Consider the following 25044-nt stretch of genomic DNA (forward strand, 5'->3'; position numbering starts at 1 on the left):
TTGCTGAGGGTTTAGTGCTGTACGCCTGAGCGGTCAGAAAATTCGCTGGCGGAGAGAATATCACCCCGTGTAGCCGCCTGTTTCTGGCGAGCATAACGGTCAGGTACACCTTCAGGTCGCGTTTTGAAGCGACGGTGCAGCCACATATATTGTTCAGGCGCCATGCGTACGGCCTGCTCAATTGCCTTGTTCATCTGCGTCGCCACGGCTTCTTTATCGCCGCCCTGCAACGCCTCACTGATATCTTCCAGAATAATCAGCTCGTAGCCGGTGCCATTCGCCCTGCGCCGCGGCACAAAGGGTATGACGGCAGGGTTAGCGCTTTTGACCAGCATATAGCTGCCCGCCGTCGTCGCGGCATCCGGCACCGCGAAGAACGGCACAAACACGCTGTTGGTTTTGCCATAGTCGTGGTCCGGGGCGTACCACAAAATTTCATTCTGCTTCAGCGAACGGATCATTCCCTTTAAATCATGGCGATCGAGCATGGTTTTGTTGGAGCGCAGGCGCCCGCGCGTCTGAAGCCAGTCCAGCAGAGCATTGTTATTAGGACGATAAACCCCGATACCGGGGTTAAGCATGCCAAATATCCGCGCGCCCAGCTCAAGCGTCAGAAAATGCATTCCCACCAGCACCACGCCCTTTCCTTGCGCTCTGGCTTTCTCCATGTGCTCATAACCCGTCACGGTAAAGCATTTCCGCACTCGCCATGCAGGCCAGAACCACGCCATCCCGGTTTCGATTACCCCCATTCCTACCGATTCAAAATTACGCTGCAGCAATGACTCTCTCTCCGCCTTTTTCATCTCCGGGAAACAGAGCTCCAGGTTGCGGCGTGCAATCTCGACGCGGCGCGGAAGCAGGCGCATCGCCAGTCGACCCAGGCCATAACCGATTCTGAACAGAAGCGGATAAGGGAGCAGCATGATGAGCCACAGTGCCGCAATGCCGGCCCAGCTTAGCCAGTAACGGGGATGAAGAAAGGCGAATGAAAAACGGGGTAATTTTGTCATCAGAAAATTATCCTTTAACGTGTCTGTCCTTAATTGATTCTGTTGAAGATCTTTCCTAAGGATGAATAATATGCCAGTCAGAAACGTTAATTGTAGCGGATAAGACAAAACGCATTTTTATCGATTTTTGCGAAAAACGGGAAATCGAGCCGGGGAGGATTTATTCGCCCCCCGGCAGAAGATCTTACATCGTATACCCGGGCTTCTTAATAAGCTCCTCCAGCTTCGGTCCAATTTCGGTATCCCAGACCTGCGCCTTCCAGTCTTCAGGCGCGATCTGCTTCAACGCCACCGACACGGAACTGTCTTTGCTGTTGAAATGGCGAATAATCACGTCGGCAATATCTGCCGCCAGTGCAGCTTTTTGTTCGTCGTTCAAATCACGGGGAAAACATTTGATATCTACGTGTGGCATGTGCAGGCTTCCGGTTGTGAATGAGAGTTCCACGTTATCAGATAATTTTGTTTGCCTTTAACACCTTGTGCAGTTCCGGCAGCTGACATACGGCGTCCGCAATCGCCGTGAATTTAGGGGCATTTTCGGCAAACCAGGAGTGACGGGGCCCCCAGGTGCGCGCCACCGCAATATACACATCGAGCAGCGTCAGCCGTTCCCCCAGCGCAAACGGGGTAGCCTTAAGCTGGCTTTCGAACCACAAATAGAGGGACTTCCGGTATTCGATGCAGTTTTTCTGCAGCTGTTCGGGCGCATCCGGCACCCAGCGTTCGGGATAGTCTGCATAGGTAAACGTGGGATAGACGTTGGCTACGAACCAGATGAGCAAACGCTGAAACTGCTGACGTTCAGCCTGCCCCACGGGCGGGGCGAGATCGGTACACCGGTCGAGCACCATCAGGGCAATCGCCGCCGTTTCGGTCATGATGGCACCATTTTCCAGCTCCAGCGTCGGCACCTGGCACAGCGGATTGAGCTTGTGCAGCAATTCACGCTGCGGACCGGGCTGGTCAAACCCGTCCACGTTGATAAATTGATAAGGGATATCAGCCAGGGTCAGCATCACTTCACCGATCGCCGAGCCCCAGCCGGGTACGCCATAAAGTTTAATCATGTTGCCTCCTCAGGGATGAAAACCCTAAGTGTATACCCGTCATACTTCAAGTTGCAGGTGCGTTGGCTGCACTCACTCACCCCAGTCACGTACTTATGTACGCTCCCGGGAATTCGTTCCCTTGCCGCCTTCCTGCAACTCGAATTATTTTGGGTATAGAGCACCCTTAGTAGGTTATCCCAGGCGGGTTGACATCCGATTGCGCCACCGCTTCGCCCTGCTCGCCCCAGCGAGCCAGCACCTTCTGGTACTCTCCGCGCTTAATCGCGCCGTCCAGCGCGGCCTGCAGCGCGTAAACCAGCTCATTGCCCTTTTTAGTGGTCGTGGCAACAAACGCCTTCTTCGGCCCTAACCCCACGACGCGGGTTTTGCCGGTGAGCGCGGCTTTCCAGGATGAAACCGACTGAGGGCCAAAGAACACATCTGCCCTGCCGGACTGGATATAGAGATTGCCCGAGGCATCGTCGTGGAGATAGACCGGCAGCGCGGGCGCCCGCCCCGCCTTTTTATTCTCTTCGTTCCAGCCCAGCAGGATGCGCTCCTGATTGGTGCCAGAGCCAACAATCACCCTTTTTCCGGCCAGATCTGCCGCGCTTTTGATTGACTGAATCTCGCTGGTCGATTTCACCGAAAACGCCAGCGAATCGACGCGGTAGGTCGCAAAATCAAACTTCTCTTTACGCTGTTCGGTCACCGCAATGTTCACCAGCGCCACGTCGTAGCGCCCGGAAGCGATCCCCAGCGGCCAGTCTTCCCACGCCGTCGGCACCAGCTTCAGCTTCAGCCCCAGGCTGCCCGCCAGCAGGCGGGCGATATCCGGGTCGCTGCCAATCCGCGTGCGGTTATCGCTGGCCAGCAGCGCCAGCGGCGGGGAGTTCAGAATCGAGACGGCGACCGTCAGCGTACCCGGCTCAACGAATTTATAACCGGCGGGGATCTTCGCCACGGCCTGCCGATCCACCGTCACCGGCAGCGGCTGCTCGTTGGCTTTCAGATCGATGCTGGCGTGGCTCGCCGCCGTAAAAAGCAGTCCTGCCAGAAGTCCATATTTCATCTGCGCTCCTTACAGCACTTTTGACAGGAACTGGCGCGTTCGCGCGTGTGACGGACGGTTTAACACCTCGTCACTGCTGCCCTGCTCGACAATTTTTCCGTCGACCATAAATACCACCTGATCCGCCACCTCCCGGGCAAAGCCGATCTCGTGGGTCACTACCACCAGCGTGGTGCCGGACCGGGCCAGCTTTTTGATCACGTCCAGCACTTCGCCCACCAGCTCCGGATCCAGCGCCGAGGTGGGCTCATCAAACAGCATCACGCGGGGACGCAGCGCCAGCGCGCGGGCAATCGCAATGCGCTGCTGCTGTCCGCCGGAGAGATGGCGGGACCAGGCATCGGCTTTATCCCGCAGCCCGACCACGTCCAGCAGGCTGTACGCCCTTTCCACCGCCTCTTTTTTGCTGAGCTTTTTATGCGCGATGGGCGCCTCAATCAGGTTTTCCAGCACCGTGAGGTGCGGAAAGAGGTTGAAGTTCTGAAAAACGTAGCCCACGTTGACGCGCTGCTTGAGGATCTCTTTCTCCTTCAGCTCGTAGAGCTTGTCGCCCTGACGACGGTAGCCAATGTAGTCCCCGTCAATCTGAATAAAGCCTTCGTCGACGCGCTCCAGGTGGTTAATGGTGCGCAGCAGCGTCGATTTGCCCGACCCGGACGGCCCGAGAATAACCGTCACGGAACCGGGCGGGATCTCAAGCGAAACGTTGTCGAGCGCCTTATGGCGTCCAAAATACTTGCTGACGCCGGTAATCGAGATATGTCCTTCAGGAGAGGCTTGCATGGATAGGCTCCTGTGCTGTCGTGGTGGTGACGGAACGGGTACGACGAGCGGCACGGTTCTGATTAACCGCAGAGCGGCGTTCGCTGCGGGCAAGTGCGCGTTCAACACCGTACTGGATAGCGGACAGGACGGTGGTGATCGCCAGGTACCACGCGGCACCGACCATCAGCAGCGGGATCACCTCCTGCGTGCGGTTGTAGATCATCTGGATGGTATAGAACAGTTCCGGCATCGCCAGGACGTACACCATCGCCGTGCCCTTGGCGAGGCTGATGATTTCATTGAAGCCCGACGGCAGAATAGTGCGCAGCGCCTGAGGCAAAATAATGCGGACCGTGCGGCGCCAGGCCGGCAGGCCGAGCGCGGAGGCGGCCTCATACTGCCCGTGATCGACCCCGAGGAATCCGCCGCGAACGATCTCGGCGGTATAGGCGCTCTGCACCAGGGTTAACCCCAGCACGGCGGTAGAGAACTGCCCCAGCACGTTGATAGTTTCAAAGCTGCCCCAGGTGATGCCGGTAAACGGCACGCCGAGAGAGAGCGTGTCGTAGAGATAGGAAAAGTTGTACAGGATAATCAGTACGACGATCAGCGGCAGCGAGCGAAACAGCCAGATGTAGGCCCACGCCAGGCTGCTCAGCAGCCAGGAAGAAGAGAGTCTCGCCAGGGCCAGCATGCCGCCAAACACCACGCTCAGCGCGGTACCGATCAGCGTCAGCAGCAGGGTCTGCCCGACGCCTTCGAGGATCACCGGGTCGAAGAACCAGCGGGCGAACACCGCCCACTCCCAGCGCGGGTTAAAGGCGACTGACTGAATCACGACCGCCAGGACAAACAGCGCCACCGCGGCGCCGACGGCCCGCAGCGGATAACGCGCCGGGACCACCTTAATGGTTTCAACGTTGCTCATCGTCGTTCCTCATGCGGTTTTACTGAACGCTTCGCGTACCAGCGTTTTAGTGAATCGCAGCCGACCGTCAAACGGCGGCTGGCTGTACTCTTCCGGATCGCGGTTCAGATCGAACTGCGCCTGATAGCCCAGGCTGAGATAGAGCCTGACCGCTTCCGGCTGGCGAAAGCCGGTTGTCAGGTAGATCTGACTGTACCCTGCCAGCACCGCCCTGCGCTCAAGCTCCTGCACCACGCGCCCGGCAAGCCCCTGCTGACGCAGGGTTTTGTCCGTCCAGATGCGTTTGATTTCTGCGGTGCGTTCGTCGAACGGTTTGTACGCGCCGGTGGCAATAATCTTCCCGTCGCGCTCCAGCACGATAAACAGCCCCTGCGGCGCTAAATACCACTCGGTGAGCTCAATTTCCGCATCTTTGGAGAAGTAGTCCCCGTAGCGGGCCGCATATTCCCCGAACAGCCCCTCGATAATGGGCTGAAGCTCGGCATCTTCCGGTGAAACATCACGAAATCGTTCGCTCATCACGCCTCCTTAATCGCCCAGGCCTGCCGGGTTCACTTCTGACTGAGGAATGCGCTCAACCCCTTCACCCCAGCGGTTCAGCACTTTGTCGTAATCGCCGTTTTTGATGACGCCGTTCAGCGCGGTTTGCACCGGCTCAACCAGCCCGCTGCCTTTCTTCAGCGTGACCGCGATGTGCGCAGCCTTCGGCCAGCCGCCGTCGACGCTGCCTACCAGTTTGGTTTTCCCGTTCAGCGCCGCTTTCCATGCGCCAATCACGTTCGGACCAAAGTAGGCATCCGCGCGCCCGGACTGCAGCGCCAGGGTTTGGGCCGCATCGTCTTTGGTATAGATCGGGGTAAAGGGCTTCAGCCCCTTCTTCAGGTTTTCGGCATTCCATGCCAGCAGGATGGCCTCCTGGTTGGTGCCGGAGCCGACGATAATCCGCAGCCCGGCAATGTCTTCCGCCTTCTGCAGCGACGTAATCGGGCTGGTGGATTTCACATAAAAGCCGAGGGAGTCCTTCCGGTAGGTGGCGAAATCAAACTTCTCTTTACGCTCTTTGGTAACGGTGATGTTGCTGATGGCCGCATCGTATTTCCCGGACGCCACGCCCAGGGGCCAGTCTTCCCAGGAGGTTGGCACCACGTTTAGCTCCAGCCCCAGGCTGTCGGCGACCAGACGGGCGACGTCAACCTCGCTTCCCAGCAGCGTTTTGTTGTCGTCGGAGAAAACCGTCAGCGGCGGCTGATTGAGGCCCGCCACCGCCACGGTAAATTTCCCCGGCACGGCAAAGCGATAGTCTTTCGGCAGCTGTGCCACCGCATCATTGTTTTTGGCGGTATTAATCGGCGTTTTATTGGCCTCAATGCTCACGCCGGTGCCGTTAATATTGACGTTCTCTGCCCAGACGGCAGGGGTAAAAGCCAGCGCGAGCGCCAGAACAAGCGATGATTTCTGCATAGCGGGGTTCTCTTTTATTGTTGTGTGTACTGGTTTTTCGGTTGGTCTAAGCCAAGGCTTTCGCGCAGCGTGGTGCCCGGGTAGTCGGTACGGAACAGGCCGCGGGCCTGCAGAACAGGTACCACCTGGTCAACAAAGCGCGGGAAGGTGTCCGGCGTGCCGCCCTGAATGATGAAGCCGTCTGCGGCATAGCCTTCGAACCAGGCCTGCAGACCATCGGCTACCTCTTCCGGCGTACCGGAAAAGCGTGGACGAGGCGAAGCGGCTTCAAGAGCCACCTGACGCAGGGTTAAGCTGCGCTCTCGGGCATTACGCTTAATTTCATCGGTGGTGCTGCGGAAGCTGTTTTTGCCTAAGTCGCCGATATCCGGGAACGGCTCGTCGAGCGGATACTGGCTGAAATCGTGATGTTCAAAATAGCGTCCGAGGTAATTGAGGGCGTCGTTAATCGACACCAGCGCCGCCGTGGTCTGGTACTGATTTTCCACGTCATCGGCGTCTTTACCCACAATCACGCTGACGCCCTGGAAAATATGTAAATCTGAGGCGCGGCGGCCGTTTGTTTCCAGCTGCTGTTTTACGTCGTGATAAAAGGCTTTTGCCTCGTCGAAGGTCTCGTGGTGGGTGAAAATGGCGTCGGCATGTTTCGCCGCCAGTTTTTTCCCGTCGTCCGACGCCCCGGCCTGAAAGACAATCGGGCGACCCTGCGGCGTGCGGCCAATATTCAGCGGACCGGAGACCTGGAAGAAGTCACCGTGGTGATCGAGCGTATGCAGTTTGGCCGGGTCAAAAAATTGACCGCTCTCTTTGTTGCGGATAAACGCGTCGCCTTCCCAGGAATCCCACAGCCCTTTCACCACGTCGAGATACTCATCCGCAATCCGGTAGCGCAGCGCGTGTTCGGGGTGTTTTTCTCGGGAAAAGTTCTTCGCCGACCCTTCCAGCGGCGAGGTCACCACGTTCCAGCCCGCGCGGCCGTTACTGAGGTGATCGAGGCTGGCAAACTGGCGCGCCGTGGTGAAGGGCTCGCTGTAGGAGGTGGATAAGGTTCCCACCAGTCCCAGGCGCGAGGTGATGCTGGCCAGTGCGGAAAGCACGGTTAACGGTTCAAAACGATTCAGAAAATGAGGGATCGATTTCTCGTTAATATAGAGACCATCGGCCACAAAGAGAAAATCGAGCTTCCCTTCCTCGGCCTTTAACGCCGTCGCTTTCACGAAGTCGAAATTAATACTGGCGTCGGCGATCGCCGCAGGATGGCGCCACGCGGACATATTTCCGGATGCACCATGCAGAATGGTGCCCAGCCGCAGTTGTCGGGTTGCAGACATATTTACCTCTCCTGAATTAAACATGTTGCAGGGCTTTTTCCGCAAGCTGTGCAAAATAGCGGGCAGCGGGCTCAATCAGTGCTTCATCAGGGTTGAAGGCCGGGTGATGTAAACCAAACGGGCTGTTGCTGCCAATGCTGACAAACGCGCCGGGAACTGACTGCAAATAGACCGCAAAATCTTCCCCGCCCATATGCAGTTCCGCGTGCCGGGTTTCATATCCGGCGTCACGCGCGACCGAGGTGGCAAAATCGGCCCAGCGCTCATCGTTCACCAGCGCGGTGGGCCCGGCATACCAGGTGATATCAATCTGCGCGCTAAAGGCGCTGGCAAACCCGGCGGCGATTTCACCCACGCGGGCTTTCACATTCTGCTGCACTTCCGTGCGATGGGTGCGCAGCGTGCCTTCCAGCTCGACGCTTTCCGGCAGCACGTTCCAGGTGTTACCGCCCGCGATGCGGGTCACGCTCAGCACCACCGAATCCAGCGTGTTGACGTTGCGGCTGGCGACGCTTTGCAGCGCCGTCACCAGCTGGCTTGCCAGCACAATGGCGTCGTTGCCTTCGTGAGGACGCGCGGCGTGCGCGCCTTTACCGGTAATGCGGATCACAAAGCGGTCGACGTTGGCATAGAACGGCCCGCCGCGGGTGGCGAACTCACCGACCGGCAGGCCGGGCTCGTTGTGCATGCCGAAAATCGCGCTGACATCGCGCAGGGCACCGGCGCGCACCATGCTCTTCGCACCGCCAAAATTCTCTTCGGCAGGCTGAAACAGGATCCGCACCCGGCCGTTTAGCGAGGCTTCTCGCTCTTTCAGCTTTAACGCGGCGCCGAGGATCACGCTGGTGTGGATATCGTGTCCGCAGGCGTGCATTACGCCTGCACGCTGCGAGCTGAACGGCACGCCGCTGCGCTCTTCAATCGGCAGGGCATCAATATCCGCCCGTAGCGCAATCAGTTTGCTGCCCGAGCCGATTTCCGCCACCAGCCCGGTCGACAGGTCGTAAGGCTGCAGGGTAATCCCGGCATTCGTCAGCCACTGGCGCAGGCGCGTTGTGGTCTCCACTTCCTGGCCGGACAGCTCCGGGTTCTGGTGCAGTTCGCGACGCCAGGCAATCAGCTGTTCGCCAAAGCTCATACGGTGACCTCCTTGTTAAGACGCGCCTCGGCCAGCAGACGCAGCGACGCGACGCGCGTTGCTCCCTCCGCCACCGGCGTGTCGATGATAAATTCGTCAATGCCCCACTGCTGATGCAGCGCGTTGAGCTGTTCCAGAACCGAATCAGCGGTGCCCGCCAGCAGCGACTGCGCGCGACGTGCGATGCGCACCGGCTCGCTGCCCGCCTGCCGCGCAAACGCGTAGGCCTGCTCTTCGCTGGCCACGGTGACACGCTGTCCGTTTGCAAGCTCAACGCCCCACACTTCGACCTTCTGCGCCAGCGCGTCTGCTTCGGCCTGCGTCGGCGCGACGATCGCCTGTACCGCCACAATCACGTCCCGCGCGCTGTGCTTACGCCAGGTCGATACCACCTCGCGCAGCAGGTCCGGATCGCCGTTCAGGTGCGCGGCAAACACAAAGTTCCAGTCGAGCCCGGCGGCCAGCAGCGCGCTATCGATACTCGCGCCCAGCAGGAAACCCTCAGCAGGCGACGGCGGCAGCGGCGTGGCGCGGACGGCCTCTTCATTTGACTGATGCTCAGGACGGATCCAGCGATCGAGCTGGGCCAGCTGTTCTGCAAAGCTGCCCTTTTCCTGTTGATTCAGGCCCTGCTGCAGCGCGCGGGTTGAGAGCGGTAATCCGCCGGGGGCTTTCCCGACGCCGAGATCCACACGGCCGGGCGCCAGCGCGGCCAGCACGTTGAAATTCTCGGCGACTTTATAAGGGCTGTAGTGCTGTAGCATCACGCCGCCAGAGCCAACGCGAATGCGCGTGGTCTGTCCGAGGATCCAGGCAATCAGCAGCTCCGGCGAAGGGCTGGCAAGCTGTGGGGTGTTGTGGTGTTCGGCAATCCAGAAGCGGTGATAGCCCAGATTTTCTGCCTGCTGCGCCAGCGCCAGGCTACGCGCCAGCGCATCGGCAGCCGTTTCGTTTTCAGCGATGGGGCTTTTATCCAGAATGCTGATTTGCCATGACATGTTGCGTTCTCGTTTGACTTAACATGTCGACATTATTAAAGGCGCATTTCACCACTGAGAAACAATTAATTTACATTTAGTTTGCCGGAAATCAGATATATAAAACCATGCTAAGAATAAGACTTTAAGGAGGCGATCAGCGTTTCCACCTGCTCCCGACGGGTAATGCGGACGAAGCGAATATGGCTGTATTGCGGGTTTTGCAGATCGGCTTCATAGCGCGTGCGGTTATTACGCCAGGTTTTAATCGTCCAGATGATAATGGATTCTCTGCTGAAGAACGCGCGCCGGAAACTCTCTTTATTTCCCGTTCCGGGCCAAAGCTCGTGTTTATGCCAGGCCCGTTTTATTGCTCGGGTGACCGCCTGCCTGAGGGTGCGGGCAAACCCATAATCCACCCAAACCACCACGTCTACATTGCGCCATTTCACCGGTCGCGTACGGTTGTAGTTTCCGTCGAGCACCCAGTCTGGAGAAGCCTGTAGCGCCTGCTCCAGCTTTTCCTGAAACTCATCGTCCGGCGTGCCCTGCCAGTCAGCCTGCCAGTAGAGTCTGTCCATCTCGATACAGGGAATAGACAGCGCGGTCGCAATCTGCTTCGCCAGCGTGCTTTTTCCGCTCCCGCTGGTTCCGATGACGTTAATTTTCACCTCAGCCTCACTGTGTTAACGAAAACTGACCAAATGATAGCGTTTTCATCCTGTTAACGAAATGCTATTTCAGCTTTGCAGTTTTACCAGAGGGGCGATCTCCCCCTTTCAATTTGGCTTATGTCATTTATTTGCATCGCCATCCAAAAATGCCCCTGTGAATATTTTCATTTTTATTACATTCGACAACATTAACAGATTAAAAATAATGAACGATGGGTATTTCGGGCAGTCAGAATTTCAGAGAGAATAAGTACAAGACAGTTATAAAAAATAATCACACTCATCTTGCCGGAGCGTTTTCCGGATGTTTTTTATTCTTGCACATCATCATGGAGTTACTCATGAGGCGTAACACTCCCGTTACACAAAACGAGTATTTATTTAACGATGGTTCGACGTTAATGTCGACCACCGATACAAAAAGTCATATTACCTACGCTAATTCCGCTTTTATTGAAGCCAGCGGATATAAAGAAGAGCATCTTTTGGGCGAGCCGCATAACCTCATCCGCCATCCCGACATGCCTGCCGAAGCGTTTGGCGACATGTGGTTTACCCTGCAGCAAGGTGAGACCTGGACCGGGCTGGTGAAGAATCGTCGTCATAATGGCGATCACTACTGGGTGCGAGCAAACGTGACGCCGGTCTGGCAGGGCGGCTCCCTGACGGGCTATATTTCCGTGCGAAATAAACCCACACGCGAGGAGATTGCGGCCAGTGAAAAACTCTATACAAAAGTGCGTAATAACGAATTAAAACATTACCGTTTTTATAAAGGATTGCTGGTTCGACGCGGTTTATTTTCATTTATCTCGCTCTTTAAATGTCTCAGCACCCGTAAACGAATCCATCTTGGTATTGCGACGACGGCGTTACTCTCCTGTCTGGCCGTGTATTTATTTCCTGATAAATTTGTGCAATCGGCAAGTCTGGTGCTGCTGTTTACTTCCCTGGGTTATTATCTTCATGCGCAGATCGCCAGTCCGTTAAAATCCATTGTGCAACAGATGCAGCGCGTGGTTTCAGGACGTAAAACGGACTATTACCATTTTGACAGGATCGATGACATCGGGCTGATGATGCGCCTGGTGAATCAATCAGGTTTGAACCTGAATTCGCTGGTTGACGATGTCGGGGCGCAAATCAGCGGAATTAGCACCATCAGCCAGCAGGTTGCCAAAGAAGGTGCGGCGCTACAGACGCGCTCTGAAGAAACAGCAGACTTTCTGCAGCAAACCGCGTCGGCAGTAGAAGAGATTGCCAGCGCGGTGAAGCAGACGGCTGAAACCGCGAACGAGGCGATCCAGATGGCCGATCGCACCAGCGACAGCGCACACCGCGGTGAAGCGATGATGAAAGTGACCATCGGTATGATGCAGTCCGTGTCGCAGGATAACAGCCAGATCGTTGATATTATCAGCGTTATCGATCGCATTGCCTTCCAGACTAACATTCTTGCGCTGAACGCTGCCGTTGAAGCGGCGCGTGCGGGTGAAGCCGGGCGCGGTTTTGCCGTGGTGGCGGCTGAAGTGCGTAATCTTGCGCAGCACTCCGCGACGGCGGCAAAAGAGATCAAAGCGCTGATCGAGAAAAACGTCGCCAGCGTCAACGCTGGCGTGGAGAAAGTGGAACAGACCGAAACGCAGCTGACGGTTATGATCGACAACGTGCTGCGTGTCTCCTCCCTGATTAAGGAGATCGGCCACGCCACGCAGGAGCAAACCCAGGCGCTGACGCTCATCAACGCATCCATCTCCCGCATCGGTGCAATGACCCACAACAATACGGGGATGGTGGATAACGTCACTCACGCCGCGAATCACCTGACGGAGCGCACGACGCGCCTTAAGCAGGCGATTGCCGTTTTTGGCGGTTAGCCGTTCGGGGTCTGTGAAGCCTGAGATTATTTTTGTGCGTTATCGAAGACCCGTCACCCGCCTGTTACCGTTTCATGTTAACGGCGGGTGCTCTGAGGTAACCCCAATTTATACCATCTGGTAATAATTAAGATATTCTGATGATTAAATAATCAACCTCGCGATTGTTTTGACTAAAAACTCATCACGATTCAGCGTGTTGTGATCCCCGTCTGCTCTGACCACACGATTTCCTTCGACGTGCATCACTTTCGGCACGGTTATATTTTGCGTCGCTTATGAATTGCAGGTAGGATGCCTCGCCATGTTTCGCCTTATCCATACGCAGAATGACTGGGAAGGCGACATGTGTTTGCGCAGAAGCAATCGTTTGTATTGCTCTCTGCCAGGCAGGACTATCACGATAATGGTTCAGACAGGCAAACAGGTAACTCAATGAAAACAAGCAATAAAAGCGCAGCCGATCATCACGCTGCTAAACGTCGCTGGTTGAACTCCCACGAAGAGGGCTACCACAAAGCGATGGGCAACCGTCAGGTTCAAATGATCGCCATCGGCGGCGCTATCGGAACGGGTCTGTTTTTAGGTGCTGGTGCACGCCTGCAGATGGCTGGCCCGGCTCTCGCCCTGGTCTATCTGGTGTGCGGGATCTTCTCTTTCTTCATTCTACGCGCGCTGGGCGAACTGGTACTGCATCGCCCTTCCAGCGGCAGCTTCGTCTCTTATGCCCGTGAATTCCTCGGTGAAAAAGCCGCTTACGTTGCGGGCTGGATGTACTTCGTCAACTGGGCAATGACCGGTATCGTCGATATCACCGCCGTAGCGCTGTATATGCACTACTGGGGCGCGTTTGGCGATGTGCCACAGTGGGTCTTTGCGCTTGGCGCGCTGGCGATTGTCGGCACCATGAACATGATCGGCGTGAAGTGGTTCGCGGAGATGGAGTTCTGGTTTGCGCTGGTAAAAGTACTGGCCATCGTGGTGTTCCTGGTCGTGGGTACCGTCTTCCTCGGCAGCGGTAAGCCGCTGGACGGCAATGCCACCGGCTTCCACCTGATAACCGATAACGGTGGATTCTTCCCGCACGGTCTGCTGCCTGCGCTGGTGCTGGTTCAGGGCGTCGTGTTCGCCTTCGCCTCCATCGAGCTGGTGGGCACCGCAGCAGGGGAATGTAAAGACCCGCAGACCATGGTGCCAAAAGCCATTAATAGCGTGATCTGGCGTATCGGTCTGTTCTACGTCGGTTCCGTGGTGCTGCTGGTTCTGCTGCTCCCGTGGACTGCCTATCAGGCCGGTCAGAGTCCGTTCGTGACCTTCTTCTCTAAGCTGGGCGTGCCTTACGTTGGCAGCATCATGAACATCGTGGTCCTGACCGCAGCGCTCTCCAGCCTGAACTCCGGTCTTTACTCTACCGGCCGTATCCTGCGCTCCATGTCCATGGGCGGTTCTGCGCCGAAATTCATGTCGAAGATGAGCAAGCAGCACGTGCCGTACGCCGGTATTCTGGCTACGCTGGTTGTCTATGTCTTCGGCGTGTTCCTGAACTATCTGGTGCCGTCTCAGGTATTCGAAATCGTTCTGAACGTGGCGGCACTCGGGATTATCGCGTCCTGGGGCTTTATCGTGGTCTGCCAGATGCGTCTGCGTAAAGCGATTAAAGAAGGCAAAGCCGCTGACGTCAGCTTTAAGCTGCCTGGCGCGCCGGTGACCTCCTGGCTCACCCTGCTCTTCCTGTTCAGCGTGCTGGTGCTGATGGCGTTCGACTACCCGAACGGCACCTACACCATCGCGACCATTCCGCTGCTGGCCGTGCTGCTTATTGCGGGCTGGTTCGGCGTGCGTAAACGCGTTCATGAAATTCACAGCACCGCGCCGGTTCATCCTGATGATGAAAAACACGACGCGCCGCTGGTGGAAGAAACCTCGCGTTAAGCATCCGGTAAGCATTAAAAAGGGAAGGCAAATGCCTTCCCTTTTTTTATCTTACAGCGCGATACGAATGACATCGTCAGGCTGGGTGGCTTCCTGCTGGCGGGTGGATTTTTGCTTCACCGTCACGTACAGGGTTTTGCCATCCGCAGAGAGCGCCAGGCTGTTCGGGTAGACCGGCGTGTCGAACGTTTTAGTCACCTTATACGTTTTCGCATCTATCACGCTCACCTTGCCGGCTTCACGGTGCGTCACATAGGCTTCATTGCGGGCCGGGTTAAACAGGACCGCCAGGGATTCCGGCGCGGCTATTTTCGCGATCACGCTGCCGTCTTTCAGGCTCACCACCAGCACTTCCGGCTGCTTTGAATCAGTCAGGAACGCACGCTGACCGGCTGTGTCGAGGCTCAGGTTCAGGTAGAAGTGCTCTTTCCCGTCATCCTGCACTTTTTTACGGCTCAGGATTTTGTTCGTGGCCGTATCAATGGTTAACAGCTCGCCGTCCGCATTCGTGGTGTAAAGACGTTTAGCCTGCGCATCCAGCGCAAGGCCGGTGCTGTAAGTACCGGTCCTGGCAATGGTCTCTTTTAGCTTCAGCGTGGCGCCATCCACCACCCAAATCACGCTCTCTTTACCGACACCGGTGATGTAAATGGTGTTGCTCGCGTCGTCCGCCACCAGCTGGCGCGGCTGCAGCGGTTTGACGGTTTCGCTGCGTTGACGCCCGTCCAGCACCAGCCGCCCTTTTACGTCACCCGTTTTAGCATCAATCGCGGTTACCGCGCCGTTGATCGTATTGCCGAACCACAGCGTTTGGGTCGCATTGTCAATGGTGGCACCAAAGGGCTTGAGATCGCTATGGATCGCCTGCGTCACGTCCAGCGTGACCGGATCAAGACGGTAGACAACTCCGCCCTTATCGGTTTTACGGCTTTGCGAGGTCGCCACCCACAGCGCATTCTCCTGCTGGCTGACCGCCATTTCATACGCCCCTTTGCCCACCGCTTTACGCAGCACCTCTTCGGCGGCATGCACCTGGAACGTCCCGGCAAGCAGTAAAGTGGCAGACAGCAGTGACAGGCTCAGACGCGGTGAGCACAGATGACGTAAAGACATAACAATTCCTTTTCTGAAAAGTGGGGTTGGGCTGACATCACTTCCGGCAGACAACGTCATGGCATTGCCTTTTGATAATGAGAATAGTAATCATTAATGTGTTAAATGTGGAGTTTTTCTTTCCCGCTTCGCCTTCCATTAACGCAATGTGCGGTTATAGTTTTCAAAACTTTTACAAAACCTTTAACATATATGGACATGTTCCATTTGGTTCGTTTACATACCACAACCGGTTTTATTCATGAAAATCATTTCTGCCCGTAAGGCTTCTCTCCCGCTGCTGCTGGTTCCTGTTATTTTTGCGCCGCTCACCGCAATGAGCGCGGAAGAACAAACCATGATCGTCAGCGCCACGCCGCAAACCGTATCGGAACTCGATACACCGGCCGCGGTCAGCGTCGTCAATGGCGACGATCTGCGCCAGGCCGCGCCCCGCATTAACCTGTCTGAATCCCTTGGCAGCGTACCCGGGCTGCAAATTCAGAACCGTCAAAACTACGCCCAGGATCTCCAGCTTTCGATGCGCGGATTTGGTGCCCGCTCAACGTTTGGCGTGCGCGGTATCCGTATGTATGTCGACGGTATCCCTGCCACCATGCCGGACGGTCAGGGCCAGACCTCCAACATCGATCTTTCCAGCGTGGAGAGCGTTGAAGTGCTGCGCGGCCCCTTCTCAGCCCTGTACGGCAACGCCTCCGGCGGCGTGATTAACATCAACACCCAGACCGGTAAGCAGCCGACGACCATTGAAGCCAGCAGCTATTACGGCAGCTACGGTACCTGGCGCTACGGCATGAAAGCCACCGGCGCGATGGGTGATGGCACCCACGCGGGCGATGTGGATTACACCGTTTCCACCACCCGTTTCACCACCAAAGGCTACCGCGACCACAGCGGCGCGCGGAAAAACCTCGCTAACGCCAAACTGGGCGTGCGCATTGACGACGTCAGCAAGCTGACGCTGATTTTCAACAGCGTGGACATGAAGGCCAACGATCCGGGCGGGCTGAGCTATCAGGAGTGGCAGAACAATCCGCGTCAGTCTCCGCGCGGCGACCAGTACAACACCCGCAAGACCATCAAGCAGACCCAGGCCGGTCTGCGCTACGATCGTCAGCTCAGCGCTCAGGACGACCTGAGCGTGATGATGTACGCCGGTGAGCGTGAAATGACGCAGTACCAGTCGATTCCGTATCAGCCGCAGCTAAAAGCCTCCCATTCCGGCGGGGTGATTGATATGCAGCGCCACTATCAGGGCGTGGATACCCGCTGGACGCACCGCGGCGAGCTGCTGGTACCGGTGACTTTTACCACCGGTCTGAACTACGAAAACCTGAGTGAAGATCGTCGCGGATACGAGAACTTCGCGATGAGCAACGGCGTGCCGGACTACGGGGTCAAAGGCGATAAACGTCGCGACGAACGCAACCTGATGTGGAACGTTGACCCTTACCTGCAAACGAGCTGGCAGCTGACGCAGAAACTCTCTGTTGATGCGGGGGTGCGCTACAGTTCGGTCTGGTTTGATTCCAACGATCATTACGTTACGCCGGGCAACGGCGATGACAGCGGTGACGCGAGCTATCACAAATGGCTTCCGGCCGGTTCCGTGAAGTATGCGGTGACGGACGCATGGAACCTCTACGCTGCCGCAGGGCGTGGATTCGAAACGCCAACTATCAACGAACTCTCCTATCGCGCCGATAACCAGGGAGGCCTCAACATTGGGCTGCAGCCGTCCACCAACAACACGTATGAAGTGGGCAGCAAAACCCGCATCGGCAATGGCCTGCTGACCGCAGCGCTGTTCCGCACCGATACGGATGATGAGATCGTGGTGGATGCAAGCTCTGGCGGGCGTACCAGCTATAAAAATGCCGGGAAAACTCGTCGTCAGGGTGTGGAAGTTTCCCTCGATCAGCAGTTTGCTGAGAACTGGAAGCTGAAGATGGCGTGGACGTATCTGGATGCCACCTACCGGACTAACGTCTGCAGCGACGCAGACTGTAACGGTAACCGGATGCCGGGTATTGCCCGCAATATGGGGTTCGCCTCGTTTGGCTGGCAGCCGGAGGAAGGCTGGTACGCGGGCACGGACGTGCGTTACATGAGCGATATCATGGCCGACGACGAGAATACGGCGAAAGCGCCGTCGTATACGGTGGTCGGGCTGAACACAGGGTACAAATTCAACTACGGCAGCTGGGGCATGGACGTCTTTGGCCGCGTCGATAACCTGTTCGATAAAGAGTACGCGGGCTCGGTTATTGTCAACGAGTCTAACGGTCGTTATTACGAGCCTGCACCTGGCCGTAACTACGGGGTCGGGCTGTCGGTCTCTTATCGCTTCGAGTAAGCTAAAAGAAAAGTTTATTTGATTAATGAAATAACGCTCCTGATGGCAATAAACCATCAGGAGTTATTCACCGGATAAATAATTAGGTGCGAAATATAGTCGCCCTGCTAAATAATCTCTTAGTTAAAATATTGTCGCTGTAAAAGCAAATTCGCTTCATCAATCACCTTATCAATCGCCTTCTGGCAGGCAACAACATCTCTTCTCTCAAGGGCGGAAAGGAGTTCGTCATAGTGATATGTCGAGGCTTTGATATCGTTAAGCTCCTGATGCAGATAGTTCATACAGGGCCCGATGCGCACCCAGAGCTGCTCAATTAATGCATTAAGCGTAGGCATTTCCGCATACTGATACAGCGTAAACCGGAAGACGCGATTCGCATGCAACGCCTGCTGGACGTTCCCGTTGCGCATGGCCTCATGGAAGGCCTCCGACAATTTGCGCAACGCCTCCAGTTTGCTATCAGACATATTCCGACAGGCTGCGGCAACCGCCATTGGCTCAAGCTGTTTTCTTATGGCGTTAATCTCGTTATAGCGCTCCAGCGTAACCTCCGGAACCAGAAATGCCTGCGCGGGCGTAGCGTGTAATGCCCCTGATGACACCAGGCGCAAAAGCGCCTCGCGAACAGGGGTAATACTGGTTCCTAATTTATCGGCAATCTCTTTCGTAATCAGTCGCGCCCCAGGTTTGAGTGAGCCTGTAATTAACGCTCCTTTCAAACTGAGTTCAACTTGCATAGTAAGACTGACCCTTTGGGCTTTTTCTAAGTGATCCAAATCAAGCATGTGGAATTCCTGTAGCTAAAACTTAATGCTATTTTTAAACGCCAGTTTTAATAAAACGGCGCTGGTCCGATATATCCTGTATCGTCATGCCTGGTGGTGGGAAGTATGTAAAAACAGCAAAAAAAGCAAATTTTGTTTTTTTATCGTTTTCGGGCTCATCCGGGATGATGGCGCGAAAAGCTATGTCCAGTAATTAAAGACAATATATCGTATCTTCACAAATAAATATGGCGGGAAACCCCGCCATATTGCTGTTTATTTATTGTCACTCGCGACGCGAATCACGACTTTGCCGAAGTTTCGTCCTTCCAGCAGGCCAATCAGCGCCTCGGGGGCGTTCTCCAGCCCGTCCGTTACCTGTTCGCGATAGTGGATTTTCCCCTCCTGCACCCAGCGCCCCATCTCTTCCTGGAACTCCTTAATGCGGTGCCCGTAATCCTGTCCGATGATAAAGCCCTGCATACGAATGCGTTTCTTCAGGATGGTCGCCATCAGGAGCGGCAGGCGATCCGGCCCCTCGGGCAATCCCGTCGCATTGTAGCCGCTTACCAGACCGCATACCGGCACGCGCGCGGAGGTATTGAGTAACGGCAGCACGGCGTCAAATACTTTTCCGCCAACGTTTTCATAATAGACATCAATTCCTTTCGGGCAGGCGTGCTTCAGCTGGTCGGCAAAATCGGCCGCGTGATGATCCAGACACAGGTCAAACCCGAGAACCTCAACGGCATGGCGGCATTTCTCTGCGCCACCGGCCACACCAACCACCCGACAACCCTTGATTTTGCCGATCTGCCCGACGGTCGCGCCAACCGGACCGGTTGCCGCAGCCACCACCAGCGTTTCACCGGCTTTCGGTTGCCCGATATCCAGCAGCCCCATATAGGCGGTAAAGCCCGGCATACCCAGTATCCCCAGCGACCAGGAAGGATGAGACGGATTTTCGCCCAGCTTCACAAGGCCGCTGCCGTCCGAGAGGTCATACTCCTGCCAGCCGCTGTAGCCCAGCACCCATTCACCCGGTTTGAAATCGGGATGATTTGACTGCTCAACCCGGCTGACCGTTCCCCCCACCATCACCGCACCCAGCTCAACCGGCGGTGAATAGGATGGCGCATCGCTCATGCGCCCCCGCATGTACGGGTCCAGCGACAGCCAGACGGTACGAAGCAAAAGCTGCCCCTCAACAGGGGCTGGAACAGGCTGCGTTTCCAGACGAAAATTTTCCGCCACCGGCGCGCCCTGAGGACGAGAGGCCAGCACCCAGCGGCGATTTTGCGAAACAGATTGATTCATCAGGATCTCCTTCTGGTACAAATGTTATTACAGCCTGGCTCACGATCGGCGTTATCGCATTAGCATTACGAGCCGGACTGGTTAAGCCGTACAACCAGATAGATGCAGGTTTCATTCGTTTCGTTGATGAACCGGCAGTCATTTGGCGGCCCCAGTTCGAGACAGTCGCCGGCGTGCATTTCGTGGCGAGTGTCGCCCTCCTGAAACACCAGCTCACCGGACTGCAGCCAGATAAGCTGACGCGCCAGCGCGTAAGAAGAGGCAGGCATCGGAACATCGCTGCCCGCAGGCAGTTCAACCTGAACAAGGTCGATGGGCAGATCGGTGCGGGGAGAAACATGACGGCGCAGGTAGTGCGTCTGCGGATCGCGCCAGACGGGCTGGTTTGCAAGGCGCAGCAGCTTGCCCTCCTGCATCTCGGCCCGGGCAATCAGCGTGGACATGCTGATGCCAAACGCGCCTGACAGGCGGGCAAGCAAGGTGGCCGTCGGGCTACTGTCCCCGCGTTCAATCTTGTGGATCATGGCGCGGGAGACGCCTGCCCGGTCGGCCAGCTCGCTCAGGGACCATCCGCGAGACTCACGCTCCAGGCGAATTCTTGCGCTAATCCGTTGATTCATCGTGTCTGTTATGGTGTTCATGACGTCATACTATAGTGAATGAAGAGCATTTCAATGGGCTTTTGATAACAAAAAAATATGGCTTATGCCGTAGCGTTCGAGCTATACGATTGTGTAATATCGTAGCCACAACGTAATACTATAGTGAACAACACACAGAGGTTTAATCATGATCGTTCGTCATGCCTGCAAAGAAGACTGCGCTGCGATAGGAGAGATTTACAACCACGCGGTGCTGCATACTGCCGCGATCTGGAACGATAAAACCGTCGATACCGATAACCGAATCGCCTGGTTTGAGGCACGCACTCTCGCGGGTTACCCGGTTCTGGTAAGCGAAGAGGACGGCGTGATTACCGGCTACGCCTCTTTCGGCGACTGGCGCGCCTTCGACGGTTTTCGTCATACGGTTGAGCACTCGGTCTACGTCCACCCGGAACATCAGGGAAAAGGCATTGGCCGCACGCTGATGATCGCGCTGATAAACGAGGCCCGCGCCATCGGTAAACACGTGATGGTGGCCGGGATTGAAGCGCAAAACCATGCCTCGATTCACCTCCACGAAACGCTTGGTTTTGTCACCACGGGGCAGATGCCGCAGGTGGGAACCAAGTTTGGCCGCTGGCTGGACTTAACCTTTATGCAGCTGCAGCTGGACGAGCGCAGCGAACCGGACGCAATCCCATGAATCAGTCGCTGACGCTGGCGTTTCTGGTGGCGGCGGGAATTGGTCTGGTGGTGCAAAACACCTTGATGGTGCGTATCACCCAGTCCTCCTCCACCATTCTCATCGCGATGCTGCTGAACTCCCTGGTCGGCATTGTGCTGTTTGTCAGCATTCTGCTGCTGAAACAGGGCGTCGCCGGGTTCAGCGAGCTGGCCGCAACGGTTCGCTGGTGGACGCTTATCCCGGGGCTGCTGGGGTCGTTTTTCGTGTTTGCCAGCATCAGCGGATATCAGAACGTTGGCGCGGCGACGACCATCGCCGTGCTGGTAGCAAGCCAGCTGATTGGCGGGCTGGTGATGGACGTGCTGAGGAGCAATGGCATTCCGCTGCGCGCCCTGATTGGCCCGGTGTGCGGTGCGGTGATGCTGGTGGTCGGAGCCTGGCTGGTGGCGCGACGCCAGTTTTGAACGTTACAGTATGGTGCCGCCTTTCGTCAGCTGTTCCTCACGTGCGTCCATCTCCTCTTTATGCTGCTTACCGTGGTGCGAAATCGCGGTGCGCAGACGCTGCTGCTGGGTATAGCGATCTTCACGACTGAGCTCAGCATCATCGCTTAATTCGATCAGCAGCTCGTTCATGTGGGTAATCACGCTCTCTTCGATGGCGGCATCGACGCGGGCGATAACTTCATTTAAATGTGACATTGTCACTCCTTGTTATGTGCCCGGTAAGCGCAGCGCCACCGGGCAAACGATCAGTTCAGCTTTGCCTTAGAGAAATCGCTGCCCATCAGGCTCACGCTGTATCCGGTCACGTTGCTGCGGGTCGCGTAGAACGTTTTCCCGTTTGCCAGTGCGATCCACGGCGCCTGCTGGTAGAAGATCTCCTGCGCCTGGCCGTAGAGTTTCGCGCGCTCGGCCGGGCTGCTGGTCAGCTTCGCTTTTTGCACCAGCGCATCATACCCCTTATCGCACCAGCGCGCGGCGTTTGAGCCGGTTTTAATGCTGTTGCAGCCCAGCAGCACGTCGGCAAAGTTGTCCGGGTCGCCGTTATCGGACATCCAGCCAAACAGCGCGGAGTCATGTTCGCCTTTACGCATTCCGGAGAGATATTCGCCCCACTCGTAGGAGACAATTTTGGCTTTAACGCCGACTTTCGCCCAGTCGCTCTGGATCATCTCCGCGATACGACGCGAGTTCGGGTTATACGGACGCTGAACCGGCATTGACCACAGCGTGACTTCAGCGCCCTTCTCCAGACCCGCCTGCTTCAGCAGTGCTTTCGCTTTTTCAGGATCGTAGCTGTAGTCCTTCAGGTCTTTATTGAAGCCCAGCATATTTGGCGGGATCGGCGATTTTGCCACCGTGCCCGATCCCATAAAGACCGCATTAACGATGGCCTTCTTGTCGGTCGCGTAGTTAAGCGCCTGACGCACCAGCACGTTATCGAACGGTTTTTTCTCTGTGTTGAACGCCAGATAGCCGACGTTCAGCGCATCGACCGAGTGCAGCGTCAGGTCTTTGTTGTTCTTAATGGCGTCAAACTGAACCGGGGATGGCGCAGGAATAATCTGGCACTCGTTGGTCTGCAGCTTCGCCAGGCGGGTTTCCACGTTTGGCGTAATGGAGAAGATGAGATGCTTCGTCGGCACTTCGCCTTCCCAGTAGTTCGGGTTTGCGACGTAGCGGATCAGCGAATCCACTTTGTACTGCTGCAGCACGTAAGGCCCGGTACCAATCGGCCAGGTGTCCACGTTCTCAGGCGTGCCTTTTTTCAGCATCGCGTCGGCGTATTCGGCGGAGAGAATGGAGGCGAAATCCATCCCCCAGTCGGCCAGAAACGCGGCGTTGGGTTCGCTGAGGGTGAACTGAACGTGATAATCGTCGACCTTTTTAACGTCCTGGATCAGCTTATCGAGACCCACATCGTTAAAGTATTCGTAGTTGCCCTGCGACACGTTGTGGTACGGGTGTTTAGGGTCTTTCTGACGCATGACCGAGAAAATAACGTCATCGGCGTTAAAGTCGCGCGTCGGTTTGAAGTATTTATTGCTGTTGAACTTCACCCCTTTGCGCAGGGCAAAGGTATAAGTCTTGCCGTCCGGCGAGATCGTCCAGGACTCTGCCAGCGACGGCACCGGGGTGTTTTTCACCGGGTCGAAATTGATCAGGCGGTTGTACAGTACCTGAGAACTCGCCACAAAAGACGGGCCAGAGCTGGCGATTTGCGGGTTGAAGGACTCGGGGGACGCTTCAGAACAGTAAATAAGGGTGTCGTTGTTTGCCGCCCATGCGGCACCGGCTGGTAACAGCGCGCTCAGCGCAAGGGCGAGCAGTGTTTTCCCTGTAGACATGGTTATAACCCTGACAGTTTTATTATATAGGACAGTAATAACAGCACAGGCGTTTTGACCTGGCAAATAACGAAACACTATCAGGTTATTCTAAAGCCGCGTTTTTTGCTGTTTTAACCGCCAGCGCCCAAAAAGATGATTTGCCTTAAGTGCCATTATTCGTCAAGCACAACCGTCACTTTCTATGCCGCAAGAAATCGGTCCTTTTAGCGTCTCTTCCCCCGTTTGGTTGCTTCCTGGTTTCGTTAAAGTAACGGTGTGAAGAAGTATATGGGATCAAATCGTGGCAAAAACTCTTTTACGCAGCGGTAACCTGGATGACTTTCAGGCCGTTGGCGGCGGCGGACAAGCCGTTTTTGAATCAGCGTTACAAATCCGGGAAGCGCTCCGGTTGCGCAAACAACAGGCCATCGTCGACTGTCTGGCGATCCCTCAGGTCAACGACAGCGGTGACCGCGTGGACTGGTATTCTCCCGTTGAAGGGAGCGTAACCAGCTGGAAAGCGGCAGATGAAGATGACCGCTATCGCGCCCTGCGCTATCTGGAAAACACGCTCGCCAGCGTCGAGTCGTTAAGCAAGAAATGCCTCCAGTCCCCCAAAACCGCGCAGCAGCTTTTTGGCTCTCTGCTGTCAAAGGCGTTTCAGTTCCCGGGTGAAAACTTCCTCTTCCTGGTGGACGGAAAGCCTGTCATCAGCTTCTGGGGCTTTGTAAACCTGAACGAAAATGCGCGCGACGATGTTCTCGACTGCCTGCGAGAATCGCTGGTCCCTGAGCCTGCCCCCGTTGTGATTGAAGATCCTGAGCCCGAGCCTGAGCCAGAACCGGTTGTAGCCTTTGAACACGCCGACGAGCCGCTGATCGCCCCTTCCACGGTGGTGCGCATCACGCCGGAAGAGCTGTATGAGCCAAAGCCAGCCCCGGCGGTTGCGCAACCCGCTCAGGAACCTGCTCTGCCGATCGTCGCGAAAAAACGTCGTGTTCCCCTGTGGACGCTGCCGGTTGCTGTCGCGATCGTTGCCGCCATTGCCGCACCGCTGCTGTGGCCAAAACAGTCGCCTTCCGCTGAGCCCGCACCGGTGCCCACACCAGAACCCGTCGAGATTGCGCCAAAGCCGATCAAAGCGGTTGAGCCGCTGGCGATGAAACTGCCGCTGCATCAGGCAGAGGTGCTGGCAAACAAAGAAAAAGAGCCTGTTCCAGCGCCTGCGCCACAGCCTGCCCCGGTGGTGATTGTCGCCATCCCGAAAGATGCCATGGTGATGGAAGCGAATCAGGTGAAAGCGGGATCGACGCGTTTCCTGAACGGTACCTGGCGTGCGGTTCTCGACGTGAAAGATCCGGTCACCGGCAAACCGCCGTCAATGCGCTATCAGATCCAGAACAATAAAGGCTTCGCCCGGGTTGTCCATGGCGACAACGTCGTCTGCCGCGCGGAGGTCTTCTCCGGGCTGCACAGCAACGGCGAGCTGATGATTAAAAGTCGCGGTACTGCCCGCTGCACCGACGGTTCCCGCTACCCGATGCCGGAAGTTGCCTGTAAAGCAGGCGCCAGCGATATCGCAGAATGTCGCGCCCGTTATGATGCCAATACCGTCGTTCCACTGACGTTCAAGAAAGCAGGTGCCTGAT

The 25044-nt window shown here is 56.3% G+C and carries 22 protein-coding genes and 1 pseudogene; 6 read left to right on the forward strand and 17 right to left on the reverse strand.

All coding sequences use genetic code 11. The features are described from left to right. Positions 1 to 11 precede the first annotated feature (11 nt). The 11 genes and pseudogenes from ACW9E7_RS10110 to ACW9E7_RS10160 all read right to left on the reverse strand — a co-directional run bounded on the left by ACW9E7_RS10110 (position 12) and on the right by ACW9E7_RS10160 (position 10408). On the reverse strand, positions 12 to 1013 hold the full coding sequence (locus tag ACW9E7_RS10110) for a Kdo(2)-lipid IV(A) acyltransferase (RefSeq protein ID WP_252093041.1): 1002 nt from the start codon (positions 1011 to 1013) through the stop codon (positions 12 to 14). A 184-nt stretch (positions 1014 to 1197) separates the two neighbouring features. Beyond that, positions 1198 to 1428: a tautomerase PptA gene (pptA, locus tag ACW9E7_RS10115; protein WP_458727723.1), complete on the reverse strand. Its 231-nt coding sequence runs from the start codon at positions 1426 to 1428 to the stop codon at positions 1198 to 1200. Between the two features lie 37 nt (positions 1429 to 1465). Further along, a complete protein-coding gene (locus ACW9E7_RS10120) occupies positions 1466 to 2083 on the reverse strand; it encodes a glutathione S-transferase family protein (RefSeq protein ID WP_458727724.1) in 618 nt (205 codons plus the stop codon). Between the two features lie 166 nt (positions 2084 to 2249). Continuing rightward, positions 2250 to 3137, reverse strand: a complete 888-nt coding sequence (locus ACW9E7_RS10125) for a transporter substrate-binding domain-containing protein (RefSeq protein WP_458727725.1) — start codon at positions 3135 to 3137, stop codon at positions 2250 to 2252. Positions 3138 to 3146: 9 nt separating this feature from the next. Further along, entirely contained in the window at positions 3147 to 3920 is a 774-nt protein-coding gene (locus tag ACW9E7_RS10130; protein ID WP_023311967.1) for an amino acid ABC transporter ATP-binding protein, read from the reverse strand. Continuing rightward, a complete protein-coding gene (locus tag ACW9E7_RS10135; RefSeq protein ID WP_458727726.1) occupies positions 3904 to 4830 on the reverse strand; it encodes an amino acid ABC transporter permease in 927 nt (308 codons plus the stop codon). Before ACW9E7_RS10135 ends, ACW9E7_RS10130 begins: the two co-directional genes overlap by 17 nt. 9 nt (positions 4831 to 4839) lie before the next feature. Then, positions 4840 to 5349, reverse strand: a complete 510-nt coding sequence (locus ACW9E7_RS10140; RefSeq protein WP_458727727.1) for a GNAT family N-acetyltransferase — start codon at positions 5347 to 5349, stop codon at positions 4840 to 4842. A gap of 9 nt (positions 5350 to 5358) precedes the next feature. Next, positions 5359 to 7622, reverse strand: a pseudogene (locus ACW9E7_RS10145) (NtaA/DmoA family FMN-dependent monooxygenase). 16 nt (positions 7623 to 7638) lie between these two features. Continuing rightward, positions 7639 to 8760: an amidohydrolase gene (locus tag ACW9E7_RS10150; protein ID WP_136194937.1), complete on the reverse strand. Its 1122-nt coding sequence runs from the start codon at positions 8758 to 8760 to the stop codon at positions 7639 to 7641. Next, positions 8757 to 9758, reverse strand: a complete 1002-nt coding sequence (locus tag ACW9E7_RS10155; protein WP_458727728.1) for an LLM class flavin-dependent oxidoreductase — start codon at positions 9756 to 9758, stop codon at positions 8757 to 8759. The genes ACW9E7_RS10150 and ACW9E7_RS10155 overlap by 4 nt, the downstream gene beginning before the upstream one ends. A 110-nt stretch (positions 9759 to 9868) precedes the next feature. Next, positions 9869 to 10408, reverse strand: coding sequence for an AAA family ATPase (locus ACW9E7_RS10160; protein WP_115875251.1), 540 nt, complete (start codon positions 10406 to 10408; stop codon positions 9869 to 9871). Positions 10409 to 10752: 344 nt separating this feature from the next. Between ACW9E7_RS10160 and ACW9E7_RS10165 the strand changes: the two genes are divergently transcribed. Beyond that, positions 10753 to 12288, forward strand: coding sequence for a methyl-accepting chemotaxis protein (locus tag ACW9E7_RS10165; protein ID WP_458727729.1), 1536 nt, complete (start codon positions 10753 to 10755; stop codon positions 12286 to 12288). A gap of 435 nt (positions 12289 to 12723) precedes the next feature. Beyond that, positions 12724 to 14220, forward strand: coding sequence for an L-asparagine permease (gene ansP / locus ACW9E7_RS10170; RefSeq protein ID WP_111963662.1), 1497 nt, complete (start codon positions 12724 to 12726; stop codon positions 14218 to 14220). Between the two features lie 51 nt (positions 14221 to 14271). Here the strand turns inward: ansP and yncE are convergent, their stop codons facing one another. Then, positions 14272 to 15333, reverse strand: a complete 1062-nt coding sequence (gene yncE, locus ACW9E7_RS10175; protein WP_252093048.1) for a 7-bladed beta-propeller protein YncE — start codon at positions 15331 to 15333, stop codon at positions 14272 to 14274. A gap of 241 nt (positions 15334 to 15574) precedes the next feature. Here yncE and pqqU point away from each other — a divergent pair, with 241 nt between their 5' ends. After that, a complete protein-coding gene (gene pqqU, locus ACW9E7_RS10180) occupies positions 15575 to 17689 on the forward strand; it encodes a TonB-dependent receptor PqqU (protein ID WP_458727730.1) in 2115 nt (704 codons plus the stop codon). A gap of 119 nt (positions 17690 to 17808) precedes the next feature. Here pqqU and ACW9E7_RS10185 read toward each other — a convergent pair whose 3' ends face one another. From ACW9E7_RS10185 to ACW9E7_RS10195, 3 genes are all read right to left on the reverse strand, one after another. After that, positions 17809 to 18477, reverse strand: coding sequence for a GntR family transcriptional regulator (locus tag ACW9E7_RS10185; protein WP_111963665.1), 669 nt, complete (start codon positions 18475 to 18477; stop codon positions 17809 to 17811). A gap of 255 nt (positions 18478 to 18732) precedes the next feature. Next, the gene (locus ACW9E7_RS10190; RefSeq protein WP_133294520.1) at positions 18733 to 19773 is read right to left on the reverse strand and encodes an NADP-dependent oxidoreductase; all 1041 of its coding nucleotides are present in this window, start codon (positions 19771 to 19773) and stop codon (positions 18733 to 18735) included. A gap of 65 nt (positions 19774 to 19838) precedes the next feature. Next, entirely contained in the window at positions 19839 to 20414 is a 576-nt protein-coding gene (locus tag ACW9E7_RS10195; protein ID WP_008501301.1) for a helix-turn-helix domain-containing protein, read from the reverse strand. Positions 20415 to 20562: 148 nt separating this feature from the next. Here ACW9E7_RS10195 and ACW9E7_RS10200 point away from each other — a divergent pair, with 148 nt between their 5' ends. Both ACW9E7_RS10200 and ACW9E7_RS10205 read left to right on the forward strand, forming a co-directional pair. Beyond that, on the forward strand, positions 20563 to 21081 hold the full coding sequence (locus ACW9E7_RS10200) for a GNAT family N-acetyltransferase (RefSeq protein ID WP_127731077.1): 519 nt from the start codon (positions 20563 to 20565) through the stop codon (positions 21079 to 21081). Next, positions 21078 to 21527: a DMT family transporter gene (locus ACW9E7_RS10205; RefSeq protein WP_032656841.1), complete on the forward strand. Its 450-nt coding sequence runs from the start codon at positions 21078 to 21080 to the stop codon at positions 21525 to 21527. The genes ACW9E7_RS10200 and ACW9E7_RS10205 overlap by 4 nt, the downstream gene beginning before the upstream one ends. A gap of 3 nt (positions 21528 to 21530) precedes the next feature. Here ACW9E7_RS10205 and ACW9E7_RS10210 read toward each other — a convergent pair whose 3' ends face one another. Continuing rightward, positions 21531 to 21764 (reverse strand): YdcY family protein, encoded by a 234-nt coding sequence (locus ACW9E7_RS10210; protein WP_008501298.1) that lies wholly within the window; start codon positions 21762 to 21764, stop codon positions 21531 to 21533. A gap of 50 nt (positions 21765 to 21814) precedes the next feature. Beyond that, positions 21815 to 23413, reverse strand: coding sequence for an ABC transporter substrate-binding protein (locus ACW9E7_RS10215; protein WP_045908830.1), 1599 nt, complete (start codon positions 23411 to 23413; stop codon positions 21815 to 21817). Between the two features lie 283 nt (positions 23414 to 23696). Here ACW9E7_RS10215 and ACW9E7_RS10220 point away from each other — a divergent pair, with 283 nt between their 5' ends. Continuing rightward, positions 23697 to 25043, forward strand: a complete 1347-nt coding sequence (locus tag ACW9E7_RS10220; RefSeq protein ID WP_458727731.1) for an SrfA family protein — start codon at positions 23697 to 23699, stop codon at positions 25041 to 25043. Position 25044: the final 1 nt, after the last annotated feature.

The organism is Enterobacter sp. H2G27 (assembly GCF_054403075.1).

Coding starts and splice junctions, on each gene's coding strand:
- ACW9E7_RS10195 (WP_008501301.1), bottom strand. CDS start 20,414: ATGAACACCATAACAGACACGATGAATCAACGGATTAGCGCAAGAATT.
- ACW9E7_RS10190 (WP_133294520.1), bottom strand. CDS start 19,773: ATGAATCAATCTGTTTCGCAAAATCGCCGCTGGGTGCTGGCCTCTCGT.
- ACW9E7_RS10125 (WP_458727725.1), bottom strand. CDS start 3,137: ATGAAATATGGACTTCTGGCAGGACTGCTTTTTACGGCGGCGAGCCAC.
- pptA (WP_458727723.1), bottom strand. CDS start 1,428: ATGCCACACGTAGATATCAAATGTTTTCCCCGTGATTTGAACGACGAA.
- ACW9E7_RS10120 (WP_458727724.1), bottom strand. CDS start 2,083: ATGATTAAACTTTATGGCGTACCCGGCTGGGGCTCGGCGATCGGTGAA.
- pqqU (WP_458727730.1), top strand. CDS start 15,575: ATGAAAATCATTTCTGCCCGTAAGGCTTCTCTCCCGCTGCTGCTGGTT.
- ACW9E7_RS10130 (WP_023311967.1), bottom strand. CDS start 3,920: ATGCAAGCCTCTCCTGAAGGACATATCTCGATTACCGGCGTCAGCAAG.
- ACW9E7_RS10155 (WP_458727728.1), bottom strand. CDS start 9,758: ATGTCATGGCAAATCAGCATTCTGGATAAAAGCCCCATCGCTGAAAAC.
- ACW9E7_RS10140 (WP_458727727.1), bottom strand. CDS start 5,349: ATGAGCGAACGATTTCGTGATGTTTCACCGGAAGATGCCGAGCTTCAG.
- ACW9E7_RS10215 (WP_045908830.1), bottom strand. CDS start 23,413: ATGTCTACAGGGAAAACACTGCTCGCCCTTGCGCTGAGCGCGCTGTTA.
- yncE (WP_252093048.1), bottom strand. CDS start 15,333: ATGTCTTTACGTCATCTGTGCTCACCGCGTCTGAGCCTGTCACTGCTG.
- ACW9E7_RS10135 (WP_458727726.1), bottom strand. CDS start 4,830: ATGAGCAACGTTGAAACCATTAAGGTGGTCCCGGCGCGTTATCCGCTG.
- ACW9E7_RS10205 (WP_032656841.1), top strand. CDS start 21,078: ATGAATCAGTCGCTGACGCTGGCGTTTCTGGTGGCGGCGGGAATTGGT.
- ACW9E7_RS10165 (WP_458727729.1), top strand. CDS start 10,753: ATGAGGCGTAACACTCCCGTTACACAAAACGAGTATTTATTTAACGAT.
- ansP (WP_111963662.1), top strand. CDS start 12,724: ATGAAAACAAGCAATAAAAGCGCAGCCGATCATCACGCTGCTAAACGT.
- ACW9E7_RS10200 (WP_127731077.1), top strand. CDS start 20,563: ATGATCGTTCGTCATGCCTGCAAAGAAGACTGCGCTGCGATAGGAGAG.
- ACW9E7_RS10150 (WP_136194937.1), bottom strand. CDS start 8,760: ATGAGCTTTGGCGAACAGCTGATTGCCTGGCGTCGCGAACTGCACCAG.
- ACW9E7_RS10210 (WP_008501298.1), bottom strand. CDS start 21,764: ATGTCACATTTAAATGAAGTTATCGCCCGCGTCGATGCCGCCATCGAA.
- ACW9E7_RS10110 (WP_252093041.1), bottom strand. CDS start 1,013: ATGACAAAATTACCCCGTTTTTCATTCGCCTTTCTTCATCCCCGTTAC.
- ACW9E7_RS10185 (WP_111963665.1), bottom strand. CDS start 18,477: ATGCTTGATTTGGATCACTTAGAAAAAGCCCAAAGGGTCAGTCTTACT.